Below are 17,661 nucleotides of genomic sequence, written 5' to 3' on the forward strand. Positions count from 1 at the left end.
TCATTGGATAATGGCGCGGCGGGCATATCCCGAACCGCGCTATTTCCACGTCGACGATGGTTTGACCACCCAGAGCCAGGGTCAGCGGGTTTTACCCGCACGACGCAGCAATAGAGTCAGACGGTTGAAACTGTTCTGAATACCCTCTGAATCATCCTTACCAAAAAAGCTGTCCAGTTCCGGCCAGATCTTGACTGCCTGATCCAGGGTTACATCGCTGCCTTCGGCATATAGACCGGCCCGGATCATCACCTCGGATTGCTCATATGTACCCAGATACTTGCGCACATTTGAGATGATATCGTTTTCTCCGGCGGTGGCCGCGGCAGGCAGGCTGCGCGAAACCGACCGGGAGACATCGATGGCCGGGAACCGCCCACGCTCGGCAATCTCTCGGTTCAGCACGATATGACCGTCCAGAACGCCGCGCAGAATATCGGCAATCGGCTCATCCATATCCGAGCCTGCAACCAGCACACTGAACACTGCAGTGATATCACCCTGGCCTGCGGCACCGGGGCCAGCCCGTTCACACAGACCGGTAATCAGTGGGGTCACCGATGGCGGATAGCCACGCAGGGCTGGTGCCTCTCCAGAGGCCACTGAAATCTCGCGATGTGCTTCGGCAAAACGCGTCACCGAATCAGCCAGAAACAGCACGTTCTTGCCCTGATCCCGGAAATGTTCGGCCACGGCCATTGCCGACCAGGCGCAGCGCCGCCGCACCAAAGCAGACTGATCCGAGGTTGCGGCCACCACGATGGCGCGCTTCATACCCTCGGGGCCAAGCACGTTGTCAACAAAGTGATTCACTTCACGACCCCGTTCACCAATCAACGCCATCACCACCACATCGGCATCCATATTCTGGGCCAACTGCGCCAACAAAGTCGATTTACCAACCCCGGAACCGGCAAAAAGACCGACTCGCTGGCCACGAACAATCGGGAGAATCGTATTGAGCACCGACATGCCAGTGGCAATACGGGCTCCTAACGGCTTGCGCTCGGCCGCCCGTGGGGGGGGCGACATCAGGTCTCGGGGCGATCCACCACGCAACATCGGCTTGCCATCCAGCGGCGCGCCGAAGGGGTCAATCACCCTGCCAATCCACCTGTCGTCCGGGGCAAAATCTGGTGTCGGATACAGTAAAACAGGATCATTTATGGCTACACGATTTGGCGCAACATCAGGTAACATACTGATATAAACACTATTAATCATCATCACTTCGCCGGACAGCGGGTCGCCATCCTGGCGTTTCAAAACCAGTCGATCACCGATTCGCGCGGTATTACCGAGACCTGAAATCTCGATCACACCTGCTGAAATTCCGGTCACCCGCCCTAGCGGAGTGCTCAGCCGTTTGCTGGCTATTTCCTGGGTCAGTGCATTCAGGTCAGCGGTCATTGTCGATCTCCAAAACGTTTCTGAAAACAATTTCTAAAGGAATCAGGGTTAAGCCTTGGTTGAAATCAATCGAGGGAGAAGCCCCGATGTTCACAAAGCTGAATGTCTTTAAACTAGCAAATGCTATGGCGACCCATGCCGGGACTCGTCAGGCGCTGGTGTCGCAGAATATCGCAAATGCCGATACGCCTGGGTACCACGCCAAAGACATCAAACCCTTTTCCGAAGTCATTGACGACAACAGCCAACCGGGTGACATGCGCGCCAGTCGAAGCAATCACCTGAACGGATCATCCGGTCAGGGGTTGGACTGGACTGTCCGCACCTCCGAGGACGGTCGCGATCCAAATAATAACTCAGTTTCGATCGAGACCGAAATCCTGAAAGGGGTCGAGGTAAAGCGTCAGCATGACAAGGCTCTCGCGATCTACAAATCGTCCATGAACATCCTGCGGACCAGCCTGGGTCGCAATTAAGGAGGCACCGAATAATGAGTGAATTTTCCAATGCATTATCCGCTTCGTCCAGCGGACTAAAGGCCCAGGCCACCCGGTTGCGCCACGTGTCCGAGAACATCTCGAACGCAGACACACCCGGTTATCGTCGCAAGACAGTCCCGTTTGAGGCCGTGCGCGACATGAACAGAGACGTTGAAACCGTCGAGGTGGGGCGGGTCCACCTGGACCGCACTGACCTGGCGCAGGTTTATGATCCGTCGCACCCGCTGGCCAATGAAAGTGGCCACTATGAGGGGTCAAACGTCAACCTGATGATTGAGATCGCTGACGCCCGTGAGGCCCAGCGCAGCTATGAAGCTAACCTGAAAATGTTCGATCAGACGCGGCAAATGTCCGCCTCTCTGATGGAATTACTACGCCGATAACTAGAACCTAAGGAGATCCAGAATGGATATTCGCAGTCTTTCCGCCGCCAGTGGCTATGCCGCAGCACGCCCAGCGACCAAAATTGACCCCGAGCAATCAGGCAGTGATGCCGGCGCACTTCTGAAAAAGAGTTTTCAGGACTTCACCGCAACGCTACAGCAAAGTGAGCAAACTTCGATTGGAGCGATGACCGGTGATGCTGATCCGCATGCGCTTGTCCAGGCGCTGGCGCAGACCGAGCTGGCGGTTGAAACAGCCGTGACCGTTCGCAACAAGGTGGTCGAGGCCTATCAAGAAATCCTACGGATGCCGGTCTAAGCCATGATGAGCGAAGGGCAATTCTACGACACTCTGCGTCAGGCCATGTGGACCGCCGTCATTTCGTCGACTCCCATCCTGACGGTGGCGCTGGTTGTCGGGTTGAGCATCGGCCTGTTTCAGGCTCTCACTTCGGTCCAGGAAATGACTCTGACATTTGTGCCTAAACTGGCTGCAATCATGGTCGTTTTCTGGATGACCATGGGCTTCATGACACAAACGATGCTGGCCTTTTTTCATGGCCATATCATCCCCATGATTATTGGAGGTTCGTAATGGAAACGACCGGTTATGTCACCCTCTCCCGCCAGACAGGCCTAATGCGTGAAATGCAGGTCGTGGCCAACAACATCGCCAACTCTGCCACCACCGGCTACCGGCAGGAGGGGCTGATTTTTTCGGAGTTCATCCAGTCCACCCCGGGTCAATCGTCAATTTCGATGTCGCGGGCAAATATCCGCAACACATCGGCAGAGCAAGGCGCGCTGACACAGACCAACGGCACCTTTGACCTGGCCATCGAAGGCGATGGATACTTCAAGGTCGAGACCCCGATGGGCGAACGGCTGACCCGGGCTGGGGCCTTCTCACCAAATGCTGATGGTGACCTGGTCACCGCGGATGGCAACCGGGTGCTGGATGCGGGGGGCTCACCGGTGTTCGTCCCGGGCGACGCCGAGACCATTAATATCGCCCCCGACGGCACAATCAGCGCCGACGGCAACCCACTGGGCCAGATCGGATTGTTTATGCCAACGGAGCCGCACACCCTGGTGCGCGAAGATGGGGTGATGTTCCGGGTCGATGGTGACGTCGAAGAAACCGATCAGGCAAAAATCCTGCAAGGGTTTGTCGAAGGGTCCAACGTCAACGCAATTTCACAATTGGCACGGATGATCGAAATCCAGCGCGCCTATGAAATGGGTCAGAGTTTCCTTGAGACCGAAGATCAGCGCATCCGCAATGCCATCAAAAACCTAATCAAATAATACAAGTCGTAGGAGAATCCCGATGCGTGCCCTAAAGATTGCTGCCACCGGAATGAGCGCCCAACAGATGCGCGTCGAAACCATTGCCAACAACCTCGCCAATATGAACACTACGGCCTACAATCCGCGGCGTGCGGAGTTTGCAGATCTGCACTATCAGCAGATCTCCCGGGCCGGCACCGTCAATTCGTCTGACGGCACTGTACTGCCTACCGGTGTTCAAGTTGGTTTGGGTGTGCGGCCTGCCGCAATCTCTGTCTACCTGTCTCAGGGGGCGCTGACGCAGACCGGCAATGACCTGGACGTGGCGATTGATGGCAAAGGCTACCTGGAGGTGACACTGGCCTCTGGTGAGTCGGCCTTTACCCGGGACGGGTCTCTGAAACGATCCGCCGAAGGTTTGATCGTCACCTCTGACGGGCTGGCGGTTTCTCCTGATATCACCATCCCCACCGACGCGCGCAGCATTTCGATCAATGGTGAAGGCGAAGTCTATGCCTATTTTGAAGAAACCGCCGAAGGCCAGTTGCTCGGGCAACTAACCCTGGCGGGATTTGCCAACCCAAAGGGGCTTGAGGCCCGCGGTAGCAACCTGTTCACCGAGACCGAAGCATCCGGCGCGCCGGTGGTCTCGACACCGGGCGAAGATGGATTGGGGTCATTGCGCCAAGGTTACATCGAGGCCAGCTCGGTGGATGCGGTCCGTGAAGTCACCGAACTGATCGAAGCCCAGCGCGGCTATGAAATGAACGCCAAAGTCATCTCGGCTGTCGACCAGATGATGGGCGCCACCACACAGGTGCGCTGATGAAATTGGTCCTGACATTTCTGATGGTTCTGATGGCCCAATCCAGTTGGGCCGACACCCTGGTGCCAGTGCGCACGATCAGGGCCAAGCAAATCATCTACGCCGAGGATCTGGCTTACAAGTCAGTGGAGATTGCCGGTGCCTTTTCAGATCCGGTCGACGTGGTCGGTCAAGAGGCCCGAGTGTCGCTTTACGCCGGACGCCCCATCCGTCCCGGCGACATTGGCCCACCTGCAATCGTTGAGCGTAACGATTTGATCATGCTCAGATTTCGCCGTGGCAGCTTATTGATCTTAACCGAAGGCCGCTCTTTGGGGCGCGGTTCAGAAGGCGACATCATCCGGGCAATGAACCTGGCGTCGCGCACGACAATATCCGGGCGCATCAGCGCTGACGGCTCTATCGAGGTAAGATAATGCATAAAAAACTGACACTGGCCAGAATGGCGGTTTTGGGACTGGTTTTGCTGGGTGCCTGTGCCCGCCTGGACCATGTGGGCAAAGCGCCCAGCTTTTCTCCCGCCAATGAAACCCCCGAACATGTGGCCATGCTGTGGCAAGGCCTGCCAACAACCACTCACCCCCAACGCGCGGTCGACAATGCATCGCTATGGAGCGGTGCACGGCAATCCCTGCTGGGGGACCGCCGCGCCGTTCGCAAGGGCGATATCCTGACTGTGGTGATTGAAATCGACGAAAAAGCTGAAATTTCAAACGATACCTCGCGGTCCCGCGCGGGCGACGAATCGATGGGCGTTTCCAATCTTCTGGGCGTTCCTCAGCGTATAGACGAATATATGCCTGATGGGGCCAGCATGGCCACCGCCGTTGACCTGAACAGCAGCAGCAGTTCATCCGGTAAGGGCTCGGTCAAACGAAACGAAAAACTGACCCTGCGGGTCGCCGCAACTATTGTTGATGTTTTGCCAAACGGTGTTCTGGCGATCAATGGATCCCAAGAGCTGCGGGTCAACTTCGAAATGCGCGAGCTGTTGGTGACCGGTTATGTTCGCCCCGAAGACATCAGCCGCCAGAACGAAATCACCTATGATAAAATTGCTTCGGCCCGTGTTTCCTACGGCGGTCGTGGACAAATCACCGATGTGCAACAGCCGCGCTATGGCCAGCAGTTGCTTGACGTCATCCTGCCATTCTGAGGGTTACCATGTTATCGAAACTACTGCCCATCATCCTGCTTATCATCGGCACAGGCGGCGGCATCGGCGCTGGCATAATGTTAGCACCGACACCGGAAACCCAAGACCTGGCGGCAGGCGAAGCCCATCAAACGCCGCCTGCGGCGGAAGAGGCTCATCCGGAAGGAGAAAAGCCGGAATACATCTATATCAAACTAAATAGCCAGTTTGTGGTGCCTGTGGTTGAGCGCGACAAGTTGTCAGCCCTGGTGGTTGTGTCACTCAGCCTAGAGGCCGTCGAAGGCATGAGCGATCGTATTTATGCCTTGGAGCCAAAGCTGAGGGACGTCCTTTTGCAGGTTCTGTTTGACCACGCCAACATGGGAGGGTTTCGCGGCGCTTTTACCCGTTCAGACGTCATGATGCCGCTGCGAACAGCCCTGCGGGAGGCCGCACAAAGGGAGATTGGCCCCGACATTGTAGACGTGTTGATCATGGGTATTTCCCGACAGGACGTCTGATAGACTCTGCAACAGGTTGACCCTGCGCATTCCGGGGCAACCCGGCCGCGGCTTCTGGCGCTTCATCCGGCGTCAATATCCCACATTCAACTGTGGGATATTGACGCCGGATGAAGCGCGTGAGACCAACGTACAACCTTTGATAGTAGCAGCTTAAACCAATTTCCAGTCTGGTCGAATAAATGGGATCAGCCCTCTCCGACCTTCATGATTTGAGGGAAACCATATACAAGGCATATTGCGATGGACAGTTACAAGAAACCGCTTGGCGTCGTAACAATGGTCTACGAAGATTACTTCTTCTTGGAGCGCTGGTACAATTACTATCGCAAGCAGGTTGGTGCCGAAAACCTTTATGTCTTCAGTCACGGAAATGACCCGAAACATAAGGAAATTGCCAAAGACGCAAATGTCATGAATCTACCGCGTGACTCTGCGATGTATAAGTTCGACCGGCGCCGGTGGAGGATGTTGGGGCACTTTGCCACCGGGCTTCTCGACTTTTATAACTGGATGATTGTGTCTGACGTTGATGAGATCGTGGTGGTTGACCCCATGGCTGCGGCAAACTTGGTTGATCATATTGTTGACAAGTATGGGAACGTAAGGACCGCGCCCAAAAACATCTCTCCGTTATGTCTGGAATTGATACATCTGCCAGGAGAGGAGCCGCTGCCAATCGAAGAGAACGAGACAATACTTTCTCGACGAAGAATATTTCGCCCCAACAAAAATTACAGCAAACCTTGCCTTGTCAGTGCCCCGGTCGGCTTTGGCCCCGGAGGACATAGGAACACTTTGGGGCCTCGGCATCTTCCCTCGGATCTCTATACCTTACACTTGAAATATTTCGACAGGGACACGGTCGAGGCAAGGGGCGAAGAGAAAAAGAAGCTGGTATCGGATGCTGGAAAACTCGGGTCGCAATATAATCAGAGCCATCAATGGAACAATACTCAGAAATCCTACTACGAAATCATTGAGACAACGACGCTTGCAGGAGAGGATATTGATCTACCCGAATTTCGGGCGGCTCTGCTCGAACAATTCGAGAAATACTCCGGTCAGTATATCTGGGGCCCGGCAGCGAACCGCAACTTGTACCGTATACCGGAAAGATTCTCTGGAGTTTTTTAAGGTTTGCGGGCTCGCCTATCCTGGTCCTTCTTACGACATTGTGAACGATACCTGAACTGCGCCTTTTGCGCTGACAACAGCCTGTTATCACTCAAAAACCGCAAGTCAGACTAGCGCGCGCCATCCCCCTCAGTCAGTTTTGCCGAAAAAATTCGGCTCTCGCATCCCCTTAGTTTCCGGGGCCATTACCCAAGTATTGCTCAATGCCCAAGCAGTTTCGCTTCAAGCGCCTTGGTCCGCTCGGTCCTTTGCCGCTTGCGCTCTTGATCCGCCATGGTCTGAACAGCATGTTTGCGGCCAAAGGCTTTGCGAACCTGGTCCATTGCCTTCAGCTTGCGTGCGGTAACCTGAGCCAGTTCGATGTTGAGCTGACGGCGGGTCCGGCTGTGCCATCCTTGCCATAACAGGTCAGCGCCAAGGGCCCTCATGGCGTGATCCTGTTCACCTTGCTGGCGTGTTTCCTTCATCTGGATGTCAAGTTTGGAAAGCTTGCCACGCAGAGCCGCGTCTTCATCCAGGATTGGTTTGATTTTGGCGTGTTCACGCAGATATTGCGCCTCGGTTATGGCCGCCATTTGGTCCAGTTTTTTCTGCTTCATCAAACCTGACCCTTGGCGCGCTGGCGCATTTTCTCAGCAAACTGAATAGCTGCAGCCACCGGGGCATAATGCTCTTCCAGAATCTCTCCACCGATTTCGATTGTGGCATGCAACGCCCGCGCCGTTGGTGGGTCGCTGTGAATTGGGATTGCGTTTTCATTGGCAATCTGGCGGATCACGGCTGCCACTTCGTCGACCCCTTTGGCAATACAGGTCGGAGCCGTTCCACGTTCACGGCCCCATTGCAACGCAACCGCATAGTGGGTTGGGTTCACGATAATCACATCAGCCTTCGGGACCTCCGCTATCATCGAGTTCATGGAAATTTCCATTGCGCGCTGGCGACGCTTGGCTTTCATTTGTGGATCCCCCTCAGAATCCTTAGTTTCGTCCTGGATTTCTTTGCGCGACATCATGTTCTTGCGGTGATGTTCGGCATGTTGGAACCCGGCATCCAAAACTCCGACCACCAGCGAAATCACCAGAGATATGCCCAGGAACTCCATCCCCAACTGCGCCAAGAGTGCCACCACGGTAAAGGCACTGGTGGCGGAGGCTGCAATCATTTCCGGCAACCGCAAGTTCATATAAAACCCGAGACACACCGAATAAAGAACCAGCTTTGTGAAGCTTTTGCCAAATTCAAAAAGGCCGGCACGGCCGAATTTGTTCTTGGCATTGGAAATCACCGAAATCCGCGACAGTTTCATCGCAAGTTTGCTGGGGGCGAATACCAGAGCTTTTTGACCAATAATCGACAGAAGGACCAAGATAAAAGGGATAAAAAACCAGGGTAGAACGGCACCGGTTACGGCCATCATCAAACCACCGGTTGGGGCCGCAGCCGGACCCTCAAAAAACAGCGGTGCCAGGCGTTCAGGTTGATCGAGAAACGCCATCAGGGCCGAGCCAAGTGACCGAACGGATTCGCCGCCCATGGAATAAAATGCAATCACCAGACCCGCATAAGCAGCGGCCACCGACAAGTCAGTGGATTTGGCAACCTCACCCTTTTCCCGCGCCTTGCGAAGTTTCTCTGGCGTTGGATCAAATGACTTATCGGTATCATCGTCCTGATCGCTCATGGCATGCCGCCTCCGGGATTGGCGAAGAACGACATCATTGCGTCACTCCAGACCTGCAGGATCATCGGGCTGGCGACCATGAGAATGAACAACCCGCCAAAGGTAATGACCGGGGCACCGACAAAGGCGACCATCAGCGCAGGCATCGCCCGGTTGATGACACCAAGAGTCAGATTGTACAGCACCGACGCAATGAGAAAGGGGGCGGCTAGGGTAAAGGCCAGTGAAAAGGCGCTGGAAACTCGATGGACGCCCCATTCAGACAATCCACTACCGTCGGGAAAGACCCCGGCTGGAAACATCTGATAGGAATAAATCAAAAACTCGGCGACCCGTACGTGCAGCCCCATCATCATTGCCAGGGCCAATCCGCTGATCAGCAAAACAGCACCAATGGCGGGCATCTGTTCTGCGCCGATACCACCAAGGACCTGTGACAGGGATGTCGCTTGCGCCGCCATTGTCCCGGCCGTCTGCAGAACATGAACAAAAAACCGGATACTGACCCCAAGAGCCACCCCGATGATCGACTCTGTCACCACAAAACTGGCATAATGCATCAAGCTGTCAGGTTGCGGGAAGGTCGGCAAGGCCGGGGCCACGATAAGGGTGAAGGACAGCGCAATACCCAGTTTAATCCGCATCGATACATATTGCTCACCGAACCCCGGGAGCAGCGCCGTCAGAGCCGCAACACGTAGGAAAACAATGGCGCCGTGCCAGAATCCAACCCCCATGAGCGCCACCAGTTCCGGTGGTAAGAACGGTGTCATGCGGCAACCATTCCGACCAACGCCGGACGGGCGTCCAACCCAATTTCCTCGAAGGACAGCACTGGGTTGGATATGCCGCGCGCCTTGAGAATTGTGCGCAGATAGCGGCGACGGCGGGTCGACGTGACCACCGCTGGAAATATTCCCTGTTCGGAAATCATATTCAGCCGCTCTGACAGGCCCTCGGCCAATCGATTGAAAAGATCCGGCGGCAGGGCAATGTCCATCCCGCCATTCTGAGTGTCGATCTGGTAGGTCGTGAATTTATCTTCCCATTCCGGAGCAAGTTGCACCAGCGGGATGGTGCCATCTTCGCGCTTCATTTCGGCCACCAGCTGAAAGCCAAGACGCTGGCGGACAAGTTCACAGATCATCTCCGGCTGGGTGCTTTGCATCCGCGCCTCGGCAATCGATTCCAGAATAAGCGGCATATTGCGGATGGATACTTTTTCATCCAGCAACAAACGCAGGACCGCATGCAGCGTATCGATTGGCACTTTGTCGGGAATCAGCTCATCCAATAGCTTTTTGTTGGCCTCGGATCGAAAGTCATCAGACAATTGTGTCATCTCGTTCAACAGCCGACGCAGTGATTTCAAAGTCAGCAGCCGCGAGAAGTTCTGTTTCATCACTTCCAGCAAATGGGTGGCCAGAATTTCTGGCGGCGATACGATCGTGGCCCCTATCAGCGCCGCATCTTCTTGGTATTTCGTGGAAATCCAACGTGCAGGAGCGCCATAGACCGGCTCTGTCACATCGGTACCACTGGGCAGCGATTCATGTGAATCAGGCATCAAGGCCAGCACCATGTCCGGATGTAAAGTGCCCCGCGCCTGTTCGACCCCCTGCACCCTGATAAGATAAGTTCCCATCTGCAATTCAGGTTCATCCGTCAGGCGAATTTCGGGTAGAATCAAGCCAAAGACGCTGGCCACATGTGTCCGCATATTGGCAATTCGGGTATCCAGACCGGTTCCCGCATCCAGCACCATACCAACCAGATCGGGGGAAAACTCCAGATGCACGTCATCCAGATCCAGGATGTCGCCCAGTGGTCTGGCTGCAACGGCTTCGGTGCCTTCTTCGATCTGTTCTTCAATTTCGGCCTCTGCTTCATCGACGATCTTTTTATGCGTCCGGTAAGCAAAATACCCAAGAACGAGACCGCCAATCATGAAGGGAACAAAGGGCAAACCCGGCACCAAGGCAAACAGGCACATCAAAATGGACACGGTGGCCAAGGCTGCGGGGTGCTTACCCAGCTGGTCACCAATCGCGACATCAGTTGTGCCCTGATTTCCACCGCGCGCCAACAAAAGCGCCGCAGCAATTGAAATGATCACCGAAGGGATTTGCGAAACCAAGCCATCCCCGACGGTCAAAATCGCATAGGTTTCAAAGGCGGCGCCAATAGGCATGCCCTTGACCAGCACCCCCATCGCCAATCCCATGACTAGGTTCATCATGGTAATCAGCAAACCTGCTACAGCGTCCCCTTTTACAAATTTCGAGGCACCGTCGAGAGAGCCGAAAAAGGTGGTTTCCTGCTGTTCCCGCTCCCGTCGCTCTTTGGCCCCAGCATGGTCAATGGCCCCAGCCGACAAATCCGCATCAATTGCCATCTGCTTGCCTGGCATCGCATCCAAGGCGAAACGGGCGCCAACCTCGGCCATCCGGGTGGCCCCCTTGTTGATGACCATAAAGTTGACGATCAAAAGCACGCCAAACACCACCAAGCCAAGAAACACACTGCCGCCCATGACAAAATGCGCAAACCCTTGGATCACATTGCCGGCCGCATCCGTCCCCGTATGACCCTGACCGATAATCAGCTTGGTCGAGGATACGTTCAGCGACAGTCGCAACATCAGCGAGGCCAACAGCACCGTCGGAAAGGCTGAAAACTCCAGTGGCCGCTCGATAAACAGGGTTATGGTGAAAATCAGGATCGCCAGACCAAACGAGGCGGCAAGCCCAACGTCAAGAACCCAGGCAGGCACCGGTAAAATCATCATCACAATGATCGCCATCAACGCCAGCGCCAGCAATACGGTGGGGCTAAACAGCTCTTTGATTGTAAATTTAGGCACGTTGATGAGCTCTCATTCGATCATGATCAGGGCAAGCGGGGATGCAACAGATCTAGCCATGGGAACAAGCGAACCCATGGAAACAGAACCCTGTGCAATTAGCGGTGACGGCGTGTGAAGGCTGGCCAATGGAAGCGGCCCGTCAGAGGAGCGGCGACGGGTGCGACCTGGCAAGGCGGCCACCGTGGTGGCCGGTGCCAGATCAGCGCGAATTCTGTCGAAGCGTGCGGTGTAACGGTTGGCATAAGTTGGTGTGCGGGAATGATAAGCTCCGGCAGCCTTGGACCAGTCCCCCATTTCAGCATATAATTTTTTAAGAAACCGGGCAGCATATTGCGCATTGGCAACCGGATCGAACATTTGATCGATCGACTCAAATTCTGCGCCATGCCATTTGAAATTTATCTGGAAACAGCCAACGTCAAAACTGCGGGCGCCGCGTTTGAAATGCGAAAAGACGTAGGCGCGCGCCTCATCTTCGGTTTCAAACCATTTACCGGCGCCTTCCATGTTGACGGTCCAGGGCCAGGGCTGAAGACCCTGTTTACCACCCCGTCCGGTTTCGGTTCGGGTGATCGTGCGCAGCACATCCAGCGGCACCCCAGAATCCCGCGCGGCACGCTGCGCGGCTGCATCGCACAACGCCGCCACCTGTTTTGCAGACGCCTGGGCACTGCCCTTCGGGGCCACACCAAACAGCACCGCCAAGCAGACAATTGCGGCAGTGAGTCCCCAGCCTTCAGGGCACAGGCGTCGCACAACGGATTTTTGGCAACATAATTCTTTGTTTTTCTTCGGCATTCTGCCAATTCCAGCTCTGGGTTGTCCCGTCCCCAAAGTAGGCTCAGAGGATTTACAAAGCGTTATCGTAAAATGCAAAAGACCGCCCGAATTGGGCGGCCTTTGCATGTTCGCTCTCCGGGGGTTTCCCCCCTAAAGATCAAATCACCGCCTATTCATCGCCGCTTGAAACAGGCGCAACACCCTGCAGCAAAGCCTCGATTTGGTTGCGGGTCCCAACACTGCTTTCAACCAAAGCGCGGGCATGCGCCAATGGCGTCATGTCCTCAGGTTCCTGGGCCTGTGCATCCAACTGAGCCGTAACATCCGCAACTCGACTGAATTGCCCCTCATCATCCGATGTGATGGCCTCCAGATTTTCTGAATGCCAAAACCCCCGCGCTGCGGCGTCGACATCCTGTTCGGCCAGAAAATATTCTCCGGCCCGGCCAAATTCCCCGTTGCGCCACAGGGCCTGGGCCCGAAGTCTATTGGCCTCGGGGCCATCAAGCCCCATCAATTCAACCAAAGCCCGATGCGGCAGGTCCAGACCCAACGCAGCCTCGGCCATCATCAACCGGCGCGAGTCATCCTTTGGCTCCAGCGCCATTTTCATCAGCATGGATTGAGCCTGCTGCGCAAATCCCAGATCCAACAAACGCCGTGTCATCATATCCGCCACCGGGACTGCCTCTGCTGCAGTTGCCTCCTCGGTGAAAATGAGGGCGTATTGCAAAAAAGTGACGTCATCTGCCCGTTCGGTCAACAGGGTCAGGACCGGCTCAACTGCAGCGGCATGTGCCATCGGCCCATCGCGTTCGGCCAACGCCCCAAGCGCCACAAAAGCCTCGGTAAAACTGTCGGTCAAAGACAGCGCCACGACCTCAGCCAGACGAAGTTCCGCCCCCAGATCACTGTCGCGTATCTCCAACTCGTAAGAGGCAACCAATTCTGGCAGATCCGGAGACAGAGCCTTACGCTCTTTATAACTTAGCAAAATCAGATCAATCAGCGCCTTCGGTGCGTTTTCGGTGCGTTCCGCCAGTTCTTCTTTCAGCTCTTCGACCACAGTTTCGGTGTCCCCGACCATGTCGGCGATGGCCGCCTGGGCCAAATTGATATCTGGCACGCCTTCGACTCCGGTTCGGTCAACAGAGCGCAAAGCGGCCGCAGCCATATGTTGGTCGCCAGCTTCTGCAAACAATTTGCTGATTTTGGGTCCGAGATGGACGCGCAGATGCACCGGCATACGGGACAGTGTCTGCTGAATCGCCTCAGCATTTGCATTATTTTTCAATTCCCCATCGGCAAGGGCAGCCCAAAGGGCCGCATCGCCATCACATGCCTGTTGCCCCGCAAAAGGATGAGTGATCGGCAAGGGATCCCCATCCATCAGCATGGCCATTGCTGACAATTTGTCCAAACGGGTGTCGTCGGACGGCAACATATCCAGCATGGTGCGGGCCTCTACCCCAAAACCAAAATAGAGATATGTTTTGGCCAGGGCTAAAACTTCATCCAAATCAACGCGATCAAATTCTTTGAACAATGCCGAACGACGGGGGCTAATCTGATCTGCAAAAGACGATTCGCCCCCCCAGTTGTAGACCGCCAGATCCCTGGACCGGATACAGTGGTTCGGCGAGGTTGAGCTCTGTGTCTGCTGCAACATAAGCCCCATTTCCCGATCCACAGCTGTGGTCACAACCAAATGGTCCAACGGGCTCATCGGGCGGTCTGGAGTGTCAAGCGGCGCCACGCTAACCGGCGCATTGCCGTCATCGACTTCGGTCAGGACCAGATTTAGCAAACCCTGGTTGGTTGCCCGCCCAATTTGCTGCAACAGACGCCGCTCAGAGGCATTGACCATTGCGGCCCGCGCTGTTTCATCCATGTCCAACAGTAAATCCACCGTTGGCAGTGTCATTTCTGGCGGATCTTGGACTTCCGTCTGATGTAAATTGGCAAGTGGCCCAGGCAAAACAACTGCAACCTCGGCGTCTGGCTCGGGCTCTTGCGCCTGCTGAGGAAGAACCCTCTGCAGCCCATGCGCTCCTGACGCCGCACGCCCGGCAAACGCAGCAGTCAAATCCAAACCCATTCGGGCTTGTTGGACTGGCTCTGGCGACAGGTTGAACCGATAGCCAGCTCCCCCCTGAAAGAGTCCCAGCGGCAAGGCACCGCTGAATGTCGGATAAGGTTTCTCGGCCTTGCCATCCCGAATATCGATGACAAGATAGCCATTTTTCTGCACATAGGATTGTATTTCGCAGTCACATCCAAGTTGCATCCGAAGGGGAGTACCCGCGCCGTTCTGTTGCAAGGATTGCAACCGGGTGCGAGGAATACGACTAAAGACATGAGATGTATCAATAATTGCCGCAGGGCTGTCGATGTTCAAAACCGCTGATTTCCCTGTCTGGGTCAGCGCCCAATTGGCATTGTCGGGCAGGCGCATAACCAGACGGGAGAACCCGTCATGTTCACCCGAACGGGCGATAATGGTCTCGGCCTGGGCCGGAACGGCCACCAAAAGCAAGGCCATTAATGCGACTGCCTGACGGATCATGCGGCTTCCTGTTTCACAGATTTCAGGGCTTCTTCCAATTCAGAAAACCCAGGGCGGATATGCGACGGAGTATTTTGACGTCCGACTTCAATGCAGATTGCAGCAGCGTGATTGTGCAGATTGGCGACCAGGACTTCTCGGATCAGCTGGTGAAAATGCGCGTCTTCCTCGGTCACTGTTTTCACCTTGGCGGCAAATGGGCCAACAAGACCATAAGCCAAGAACACCCCAAGGAATGTGCCAACAAGCGCGCCGCCGATCATTTTACCCAGAATTTCTGGGGGCTGATCGATAGACGCCATCGTCTTGATAATACCAAGTACAGCCGCAACGATGCCCAGCGCCGGCAGACCATCAGCAAGAGTCTGCAATGCATGACTGGAATGCAGCGCGTGGTGATGGTTGGCTTCAATCCGCTTTTCCAGAACCTCTTCGACCTGATGCGGGTCGTCATAGTTCATCGACGCCGAACGCATGGTGTCACAAATCAAGTTCACAGCTTCCCGATCGGCCAGAATCCTGGGATATTTTCCAAACACTGACGAATTTTCCGGGTCTTCAATATGCTGCTCCACCTCAACCGGGTTGGCACGCGCGATCCGAATCAATGCAAACATCAGGCAAAGCAAATCCCGATAGTCTTCCGGTTTCCACTTGGGACCTTTGAACACTTTCCCCAGGTCTTTCACGGTGTGCTTGATACCCGCCATATCATTACTGATCATAAAGGAGCCCACTCCGGCACCGCCGATCATCATCATTTCAAAGGGCGCGGCCTTTAAAATAATTCCCATCTTGCCACCGGCGGCCAAATAACCGCCAAAAACCATGACAAAGATAACTATAATACCAAGAATGCCGATCATAAGGGGTCTCCGAATTTCGTTATTTTTTAGAAGCTTAGGTGAGTCTGATTAAAATTCCCTAAGCTTCGAAACAGAAATCACTCCTTTGGCACCGAACTATTGCGCCCTGCCAGAACGACACTGATTGTATAGGCCGCCTGGGGGCTGAGACCCGCCATGATCCCGGCTGCGGCCTCCGGTTTCATCCGCGCCAGAAAACCCGCAGCAAAATCAGGATCCATTTCCTCGAACAACGGAGCTGATTCCTTTGCCTTCATCTGCTCATAAACAGCCGTCAGGCGGGTCAGATCCGCTTCGGTTGCGCCATCTGCCAAAGATAGCGTGGCTTCCAGCTTGACCTCGGCCGCTTCAAGTGCAGCCAATTTCTGAGTGATGGCCTGATTCGCAATCTCCATCGCTTTCATCCGATCTTCGACCTCGGCCTCCCGTGCGGCCAGGTTTTTTTCGCGTTGCTGAAACGCCGCAAGCATGTGCTGCAGCTCAGCCGACGATGGCACTGAGACAGCTTGCTTTGCAACATCACCGCTATTGGTTTCCGCATCTGGCAGACTGGCCACTTCCCGGGCGATTGCCGGCCCGGCTTCGAAACCAAGACGCAGGGCGGCGGAGCCCAGCAACAACACCGACAACATGAACAACGTGCCGACGCGAGTCCGACGTGGGCGCTTGGATTTAAGTTGTTTGCTCATCAGGCAACCCGGCTTTGATTGCGGTTATGGCGGACAAACATCAGGCCCGAGGATGGTTTTTCAGGCTCATCCAAAGATTTCCTGTCTGATTTGGGCGCCGCATTCAGAGCTTCCGCCAAGGCATCGCTTTCTTCGTTGGCACGTCGTCGTCTCGGTGCCTCTGCGGGCAGATCATGCATCGAGGCCATCATCAGTTCCAACCGCTGAGCAACTGTTTCAGCACGCCCGGTCAGGCTTTCCAGAGATTTGGTGGAGCCGTCCGACATCGCGCGGGCCGCCACCAGAGATTTGTTGAGATCATCAACCTGCGATGACAGCACAGCAACCGCACCTCCAACGCCCTGTTCTAGGTCGTTAAACCGATTCAGCCGCCGTGCCAGCACGAAGCAATAAAATCCAGCCCCAAGGGCGCCTGCAACAAGCAGGATATCCGCAATCATTTCCATCCTGATCTCCTAGTTTAAAACAAAATCCATGATCAACAGATCTCGAACACGCCCCTGGCCGGTGGCAATGTTGATCCGTCGCAGCATCTGCGCCCGCAGTTTTGGGAGCGCCATCGGATCCACAAGATCCGAAACTTCCAAAGCTCTGAGGTAGCTGTTCAGTACATCGACAACACGCGGCAGTATTCTTTCGACTTCGACCTGGTGGACCACATCGACCTCAAGCTGCGCGCGGAACCGCAAATGTTTCAAACCGCCTGCCTTACGCAGAGTTATCACAAGGGGGTCCATTTCAATGAAAGCAAGGTTGGCGATGTCTGCCGCCGTTTCATGACTGTCGACACCTGTCGGCACGGCATGAACCGCTGGCGCCACATCCGGTGCCGCGGGCTTTCCAAATGGAAGCAGGCCGGCCTGGACAGCATAAAACCCGCCTCCGCCGCCCACAATCGCCAGCACTAACCCTATGATCAGTGGCATTTTGCTCGGCTTCGCCGGCGTATCTTCTACGTTCGCTACAGCGTCTGTCATGGCTATTCCTAAAACGTCGTACAAACACTTC

At 55.2% G+C, this 17,661-nt stretch carries 21 protein-coding genes; 10 read left to right on the forward strand and 11 right to left on the reverse strand.

All coding sequences use genetic code 11. The features are described from left to right. Nucleotides 1-81 precede the first annotated feature (81 nt). Entirely contained in the window at nucleotides 82-1,410 is a 1,329-nt protein-coding gene (locus tag QPJ95_RS07460) for a FliI/YscN family ATPase (protein ID WP_270920448.1), read from the reverse strand. Between the two features lie 86 nt (nucleotides 1,411-1,496). On the opposite strand from QPJ95_RS07460, the gene QPJ95_RS07465 reads away from it, so the two are divergent. The 10 genes from QPJ95_RS07465 (at nucleotide 1,497) to QPJ95_RS07510 (ending at nucleotide 7,202) form a co-directional block, all read left to right on the forward strand. Beyond that, the gene (locus QPJ95_RS07465; RefSeq protein WP_270920447.1) at nucleotides 1,497-1,886 is read left to right on the forward strand and encodes a FlgB family protein; all 390 of its coding nucleotides are present in this window, start codon (nucleotides 1,497-1,499) and stop codon (nucleotides 1,884-1,886) included. Nucleotides 1,887-1,900: 14 nt separating this feature from the next. Next, nucleotides 1,901-2,293, forward strand: a complete 393-nt coding sequence (gene flgC, locus QPJ95_RS07470) for a flagellar basal body rod protein FlgC (RefSeq protein ID WP_270920446.1) — start codon at nucleotides 1,901-1,903, stop codon at nucleotides 2,291-2,293. 22 nt (nucleotides 2,294-2,315) lie between these two features. Next, on the forward strand, nucleotides 2,316-2,612 hold the full coding sequence (gene fliE, locus QPJ95_RS07475; RefSeq protein WP_270920445.1) for a flagellar hook-basal body complex protein FliE: 297 nt from the start codon (nucleotides 2,316-2,318) through the stop codon (nucleotides 2,610-2,612). 3 nt (nucleotides 2,613-2,615) lie between these two features. Then, entirely contained in the window at nucleotides 2,616-2,888 is a 273-nt protein-coding gene (locus QPJ95_RS07480) for a flagellar biosynthetic protein FliQ (RefSeq protein WP_270920444.1), read from the forward strand. Further along, the gene (locus tag QPJ95_RS07485; RefSeq protein WP_270920443.1) at nucleotides 2,888-3,601 is read left to right on the forward strand and encodes a flagellar hook-basal body complex protein; all 714 of its coding nucleotides are present in this window, start codon (nucleotides 2,888-2,890) and stop codon (nucleotides 3,599-3,601) included. The genes QPJ95_RS07480 and QPJ95_RS07485 overlap by 1 nt, the downstream gene beginning before the upstream one ends. Nucleotides 3,602-3,623: 22 nt before the next feature. Then, nucleotides 3,624-4,409, forward strand: a complete 786-nt coding sequence (flgG, locus tag QPJ95_RS07490; protein ID WP_270920442.1) for a flagellar basal-body rod protein FlgG — start codon at nucleotides 3,624-3,626, stop codon at nucleotides 4,407-4,409. Continuing rightward, the gene (gene flgA / locus QPJ95_RS07495) at nucleotides 4,409-4,825 is read left to right on the forward strand and encodes a flagellar basal body P-ring formation chaperone FlgA (RefSeq protein ID WP_270920441.1); all 417 of its coding nucleotides are present in this window, start codon (nucleotides 4,409-4,411) and stop codon (nucleotides 4,823-4,825) included. Before flgG ends, flgA begins: the two co-directional genes overlap by 1 nt. Next, entirely contained in the window at nucleotides 4,825-5,565 is a 741-nt protein-coding gene (gene flgH, locus QPJ95_RS07500) for a flagellar basal body L-ring protein FlgH (protein WP_270920440.1), read from the forward strand. The genes flgA and flgH overlap by 1 nt, the downstream gene beginning before the upstream one ends. Nucleotides 5,566-5,573: 8 nt before the next feature. Further along, entirely contained in the window at nucleotides 5,574-6,065 is a 492-nt protein-coding gene (locus tag QPJ95_RS07505) for a nucleoside triphosphate pyrophosphohydrolase family protein (RefSeq protein ID WP_270920439.1), read from the forward strand. 243 nt (nucleotides 6,066-6,308) lie between these two features. Continuing rightward, entirely contained in the window at nucleotides 6,309-7,202 is an 894-nt protein-coding gene (locus QPJ95_RS07510; protein ID WP_270920438.1) for a glycosyltransferase family 2 protein, read from the forward strand. Between the two features lie 200 nt (nucleotides 7,203-7,402). Here QPJ95_RS07510 and QPJ95_RS07515 read toward each other — a convergent pair whose 3' ends face one another. From QPJ95_RS07515 to QPJ95_RS07560, 10 genes are all read right to left on the reverse strand, one after another. Beyond that, entirely contained in the window at nucleotides 7,403-7,801 is a 399-nt protein-coding gene (locus tag QPJ95_RS07515; RefSeq protein ID WP_270920437.1) for a hypothetical protein, read from the reverse strand. Beyond that, nucleotides 7,801-8,886, reverse strand: a complete 1,086-nt coding sequence (gene flhB, locus QPJ95_RS07520) for a flagellar type III secretion system protein FlhB (RefSeq protein ID WP_270920436.1) — start codon at nucleotides 8,884-8,886, stop codon at nucleotides 7,801-7,803. The genes QPJ95_RS07515 and flhB overlap by 1 nt, the downstream gene beginning before the upstream one ends. Beyond that, nucleotides 8,883-9,659, reverse strand: coding sequence for a flagellar biosynthetic protein FliR (locus QPJ95_RS07525; protein WP_270920435.1), 777 nt, complete (start codon nucleotides 9,657-9,659; stop codon nucleotides 8,883-8,885). The genes flhB and QPJ95_RS07525 overlap by 4 nt, the downstream gene beginning before the upstream one ends. After that, nucleotides 9,656-11,689 carry a flagellar biosynthesis protein FlhA gene (flhA, locus tag QPJ95_RS07530; RefSeq protein WP_390923789.1) on the reverse strand — a complete coding sequence of 678 codons (2,034 nt, stop codon included), beginning with the start codon at nucleotides 11,687-11,689 and terminating at the stop codon, nucleotides 9,656-9,658. The genes QPJ95_RS07525 and flhA overlap by 4 nt, the downstream gene beginning before the upstream one ends. 72 nt (nucleotides 11,690-11,761) lie before the next feature. After that, the gene (locus QPJ95_RS07535) at nucleotides 11,762-12,550 is read right to left on the reverse strand and encodes a transglycosylase SLT domain-containing protein (RefSeq protein WP_270920433.1); all 789 of its coding nucleotides are present in this window, start codon (nucleotides 12,548-12,550) and stop codon (nucleotides 11,762-11,764) included. 151 nt (nucleotides 12,551-12,701) lie between these two features. Beyond that, entirely contained in the window at nucleotides 12,702-15,098 is a 2,397-nt protein-coding gene (locus QPJ95_RS07540) for a hypothetical protein (RefSeq protein ID WP_270920432.1), read from the reverse strand. Beyond that, nucleotides 15,095-15,964: a flagellar motor stator protein MotA gene (gene motA / locus QPJ95_RS07545; RefSeq protein WP_270920431.1), complete on the reverse strand. Its 870-nt coding sequence runs from the start codon at nucleotides 15,962-15,964 to the stop codon at nucleotides 15,095-15,097. The genes QPJ95_RS07540 and motA overlap by 4 nt, the downstream gene beginning before the upstream one ends. Before the next feature lie 77 nt (nucleotides 15,965-16,041). Further along, nucleotides 16,042-16,653: a MotE family protein gene (locus QPJ95_RS07550; RefSeq protein WP_270920430.1), complete on the reverse strand. Its 612-nt coding sequence runs from the start codon at nucleotides 16,651-16,653 to the stop codon at nucleotides 16,042-16,044. Further along, on the reverse strand, nucleotides 16,653-17,099 hold the full coding sequence (locus QPJ95_RS07555; protein ID WP_270920429.1) for a hypothetical protein: 447 nt from the start codon (nucleotides 17,097-17,099) through the stop codon (nucleotides 16,653-16,655). Before QPJ95_RS07555 ends, QPJ95_RS07550 begins: the two co-directional genes overlap by 1 nt. Nucleotides 17,100-17,108: 9 nt before the next feature. Beyond that, nucleotides 17,109-17,630 carry a flagellar basal body-associated FliL family protein gene (locus QPJ95_RS07560; RefSeq protein WP_270920451.1) on the reverse strand — a complete coding sequence of 174 codons (522 nt, stop codon included), beginning with the start codon at nucleotides 17,628-17,630 and terminating at the stop codon, nucleotides 17,109-17,111. Nucleotides 17,631-17,661: the final 31 nt, after the last annotated feature.

It is taken from the genome of Parasedimentitalea psychrophila, from assembly GCF_030285785.1.
Taxonomy (GTDB): Bacteria; Pseudomonadota; Alphaproteobacteria; order Rhodobacterales; family Rhodobacteraceae; genus Parasedimentitalea; species Parasedimentitalea psychrophila.

What these genes read in the sequence shown, in the direction of transcription:
- flgH (WP_270920440.1), top strand. Translation starts at nt 4,825, where the DNA reads ATGCATAAAAAACTGACACTGGCCAGAATGGCGGTTTTGGGACTGGTT.
- fliE (WP_270920445.1), top strand. Translation starts at nt 2,316, where the DNA reads ATGGATATTCGCAGTCTTTCCGCCGCCAGTGGCTATGCCGCAGCACGC.
- QPJ95_RS07505 (WP_270920439.1), top strand. Translation starts at nt 5,574, where the DNA reads ATGTTATCGAAACTACTGCCCATCATCCTGCTTATCATCGGCACAGGC.
- flhA (WP_390923789.1), bottom strand. Translation starts at nt 11,689, where the DNA reads ATGGCGATCATTGTGATGATGATTTTACCGGTGCCTGCCTGGGTTCTT.
- flhB (WP_270920436.1), bottom strand. Translation starts at nt 8,886, where the DNA reads ATGAGCGATCAGGACGATGATACCGATAAGTCATTTGATCCAACGCCA.
- QPJ95_RS07540 (WP_270920432.1), bottom strand. Translation starts at nt 15,098, where the DNA reads ATGATCCGTCAGGCAGTCGCATTAATGGCCTTGCTTTTGGTGGCCGTT.
- QPJ95_RS07465 (WP_270920447.1), top strand. Translation starts at nt 1,497, where the DNA reads ATGTTCACAAAGCTGAATGTCTTTAAACTAGCAAATGCTATGGCGACC.
- QPJ95_RS07485 (WP_270920443.1), top strand. Translation starts at nt 2,888, where the DNA reads ATGGAAACGACCGGTTATGTCACCCTCTCCCGCCAGACAGGCCTAATG.
- QPJ95_RS07550 (WP_270920430.1), bottom strand. Translation starts at nt 16,653, where the DNA reads ATGAGCAAACAACTTAAATCCAAGCGCCCACGTCGGACTCGCGTCGGC.
- flgG (WP_270920442.1), top strand. Translation starts at nt 3,624, where the DNA reads ATGCGTGCCCTAAAGATTGCTGCCACCGGAATGAGCGCCCAACAGATG.
- QPJ95_RS07515 (WP_270920437.1), bottom strand. Translation starts at nt 7,801, where the DNA reads ATGAAGCAGAAAAAACTGGACCAAATGGCGGCCATAACCGAGGCGCAA.
- QPJ95_RS07555 (WP_270920429.1), bottom strand. Translation starts at nt 17,099, where the DNA reads ATGGAAATGATTGCGGATATCCTGCTTGTTGCAGGCGCCCTTGGGGCT.
- QPJ95_RS07560 (WP_270920451.1), bottom strand. Translation starts at nt 17,630, where the DNA reads ATGACAGACGCTGTAGCGAACGTAGAAGATACGCCGGCGAAGCCGAGC.
- QPJ95_RS07460 (WP_270920448.1), bottom strand. Translation starts at nt 1,410, where the DNA reads ATGACCGCTGACCTGAATGCACTGACCCAGGAAATAGCCAGCAAACGG.
- motA (WP_270920431.1), bottom strand. Translation starts at nt 15,964, where the DNA reads ATGATCGGCATTCTTGGTATTATAGTTATCTTTGTCATGGTTTTTGGC.
- QPJ95_RS07535 (WP_270920433.1), bottom strand. Translation starts at nt 12,550, where the DNA reads ATGCCGAAGAAAAACAAAGAATTATGTTGCCAAAAATCCGTTGTGCGA.
- QPJ95_RS07510 (WP_270920438.1), top strand. Translation starts at nt 6,309, where the DNA reads ATGGACAGTTACAAGAAACCGCTTGGCGTCGTAACAATGGTCTACGAA.
- flgC (WP_270920446.1), top strand. Translation starts at nt 1,901, where the DNA reads ATGAGTGAATTTTCCAATGCATTATCCGCTTCGTCCAGCGGACTAAAG.
- QPJ95_RS07525 (WP_270920435.1), bottom strand. Translation starts at nt 9,659, where the DNA reads ATGACACCGTTCTTACCACCGGAACTGGTGGCGCTCATGGGGGTTGGA.
- flgA (WP_270920441.1), top strand. Translation starts at nt 4,409, where the DNA reads ATGAAATTGGTCCTGACATTTCTGATGGTTCTGATGGCCCAATCCAGT.
- QPJ95_RS07480 (WP_270920444.1), top strand. Translation starts at nt 2,616, where the DNA reads ATGATGAGCGAAGGGCAATTCTACGACACTCTGCGTCAGGCCATGTGG.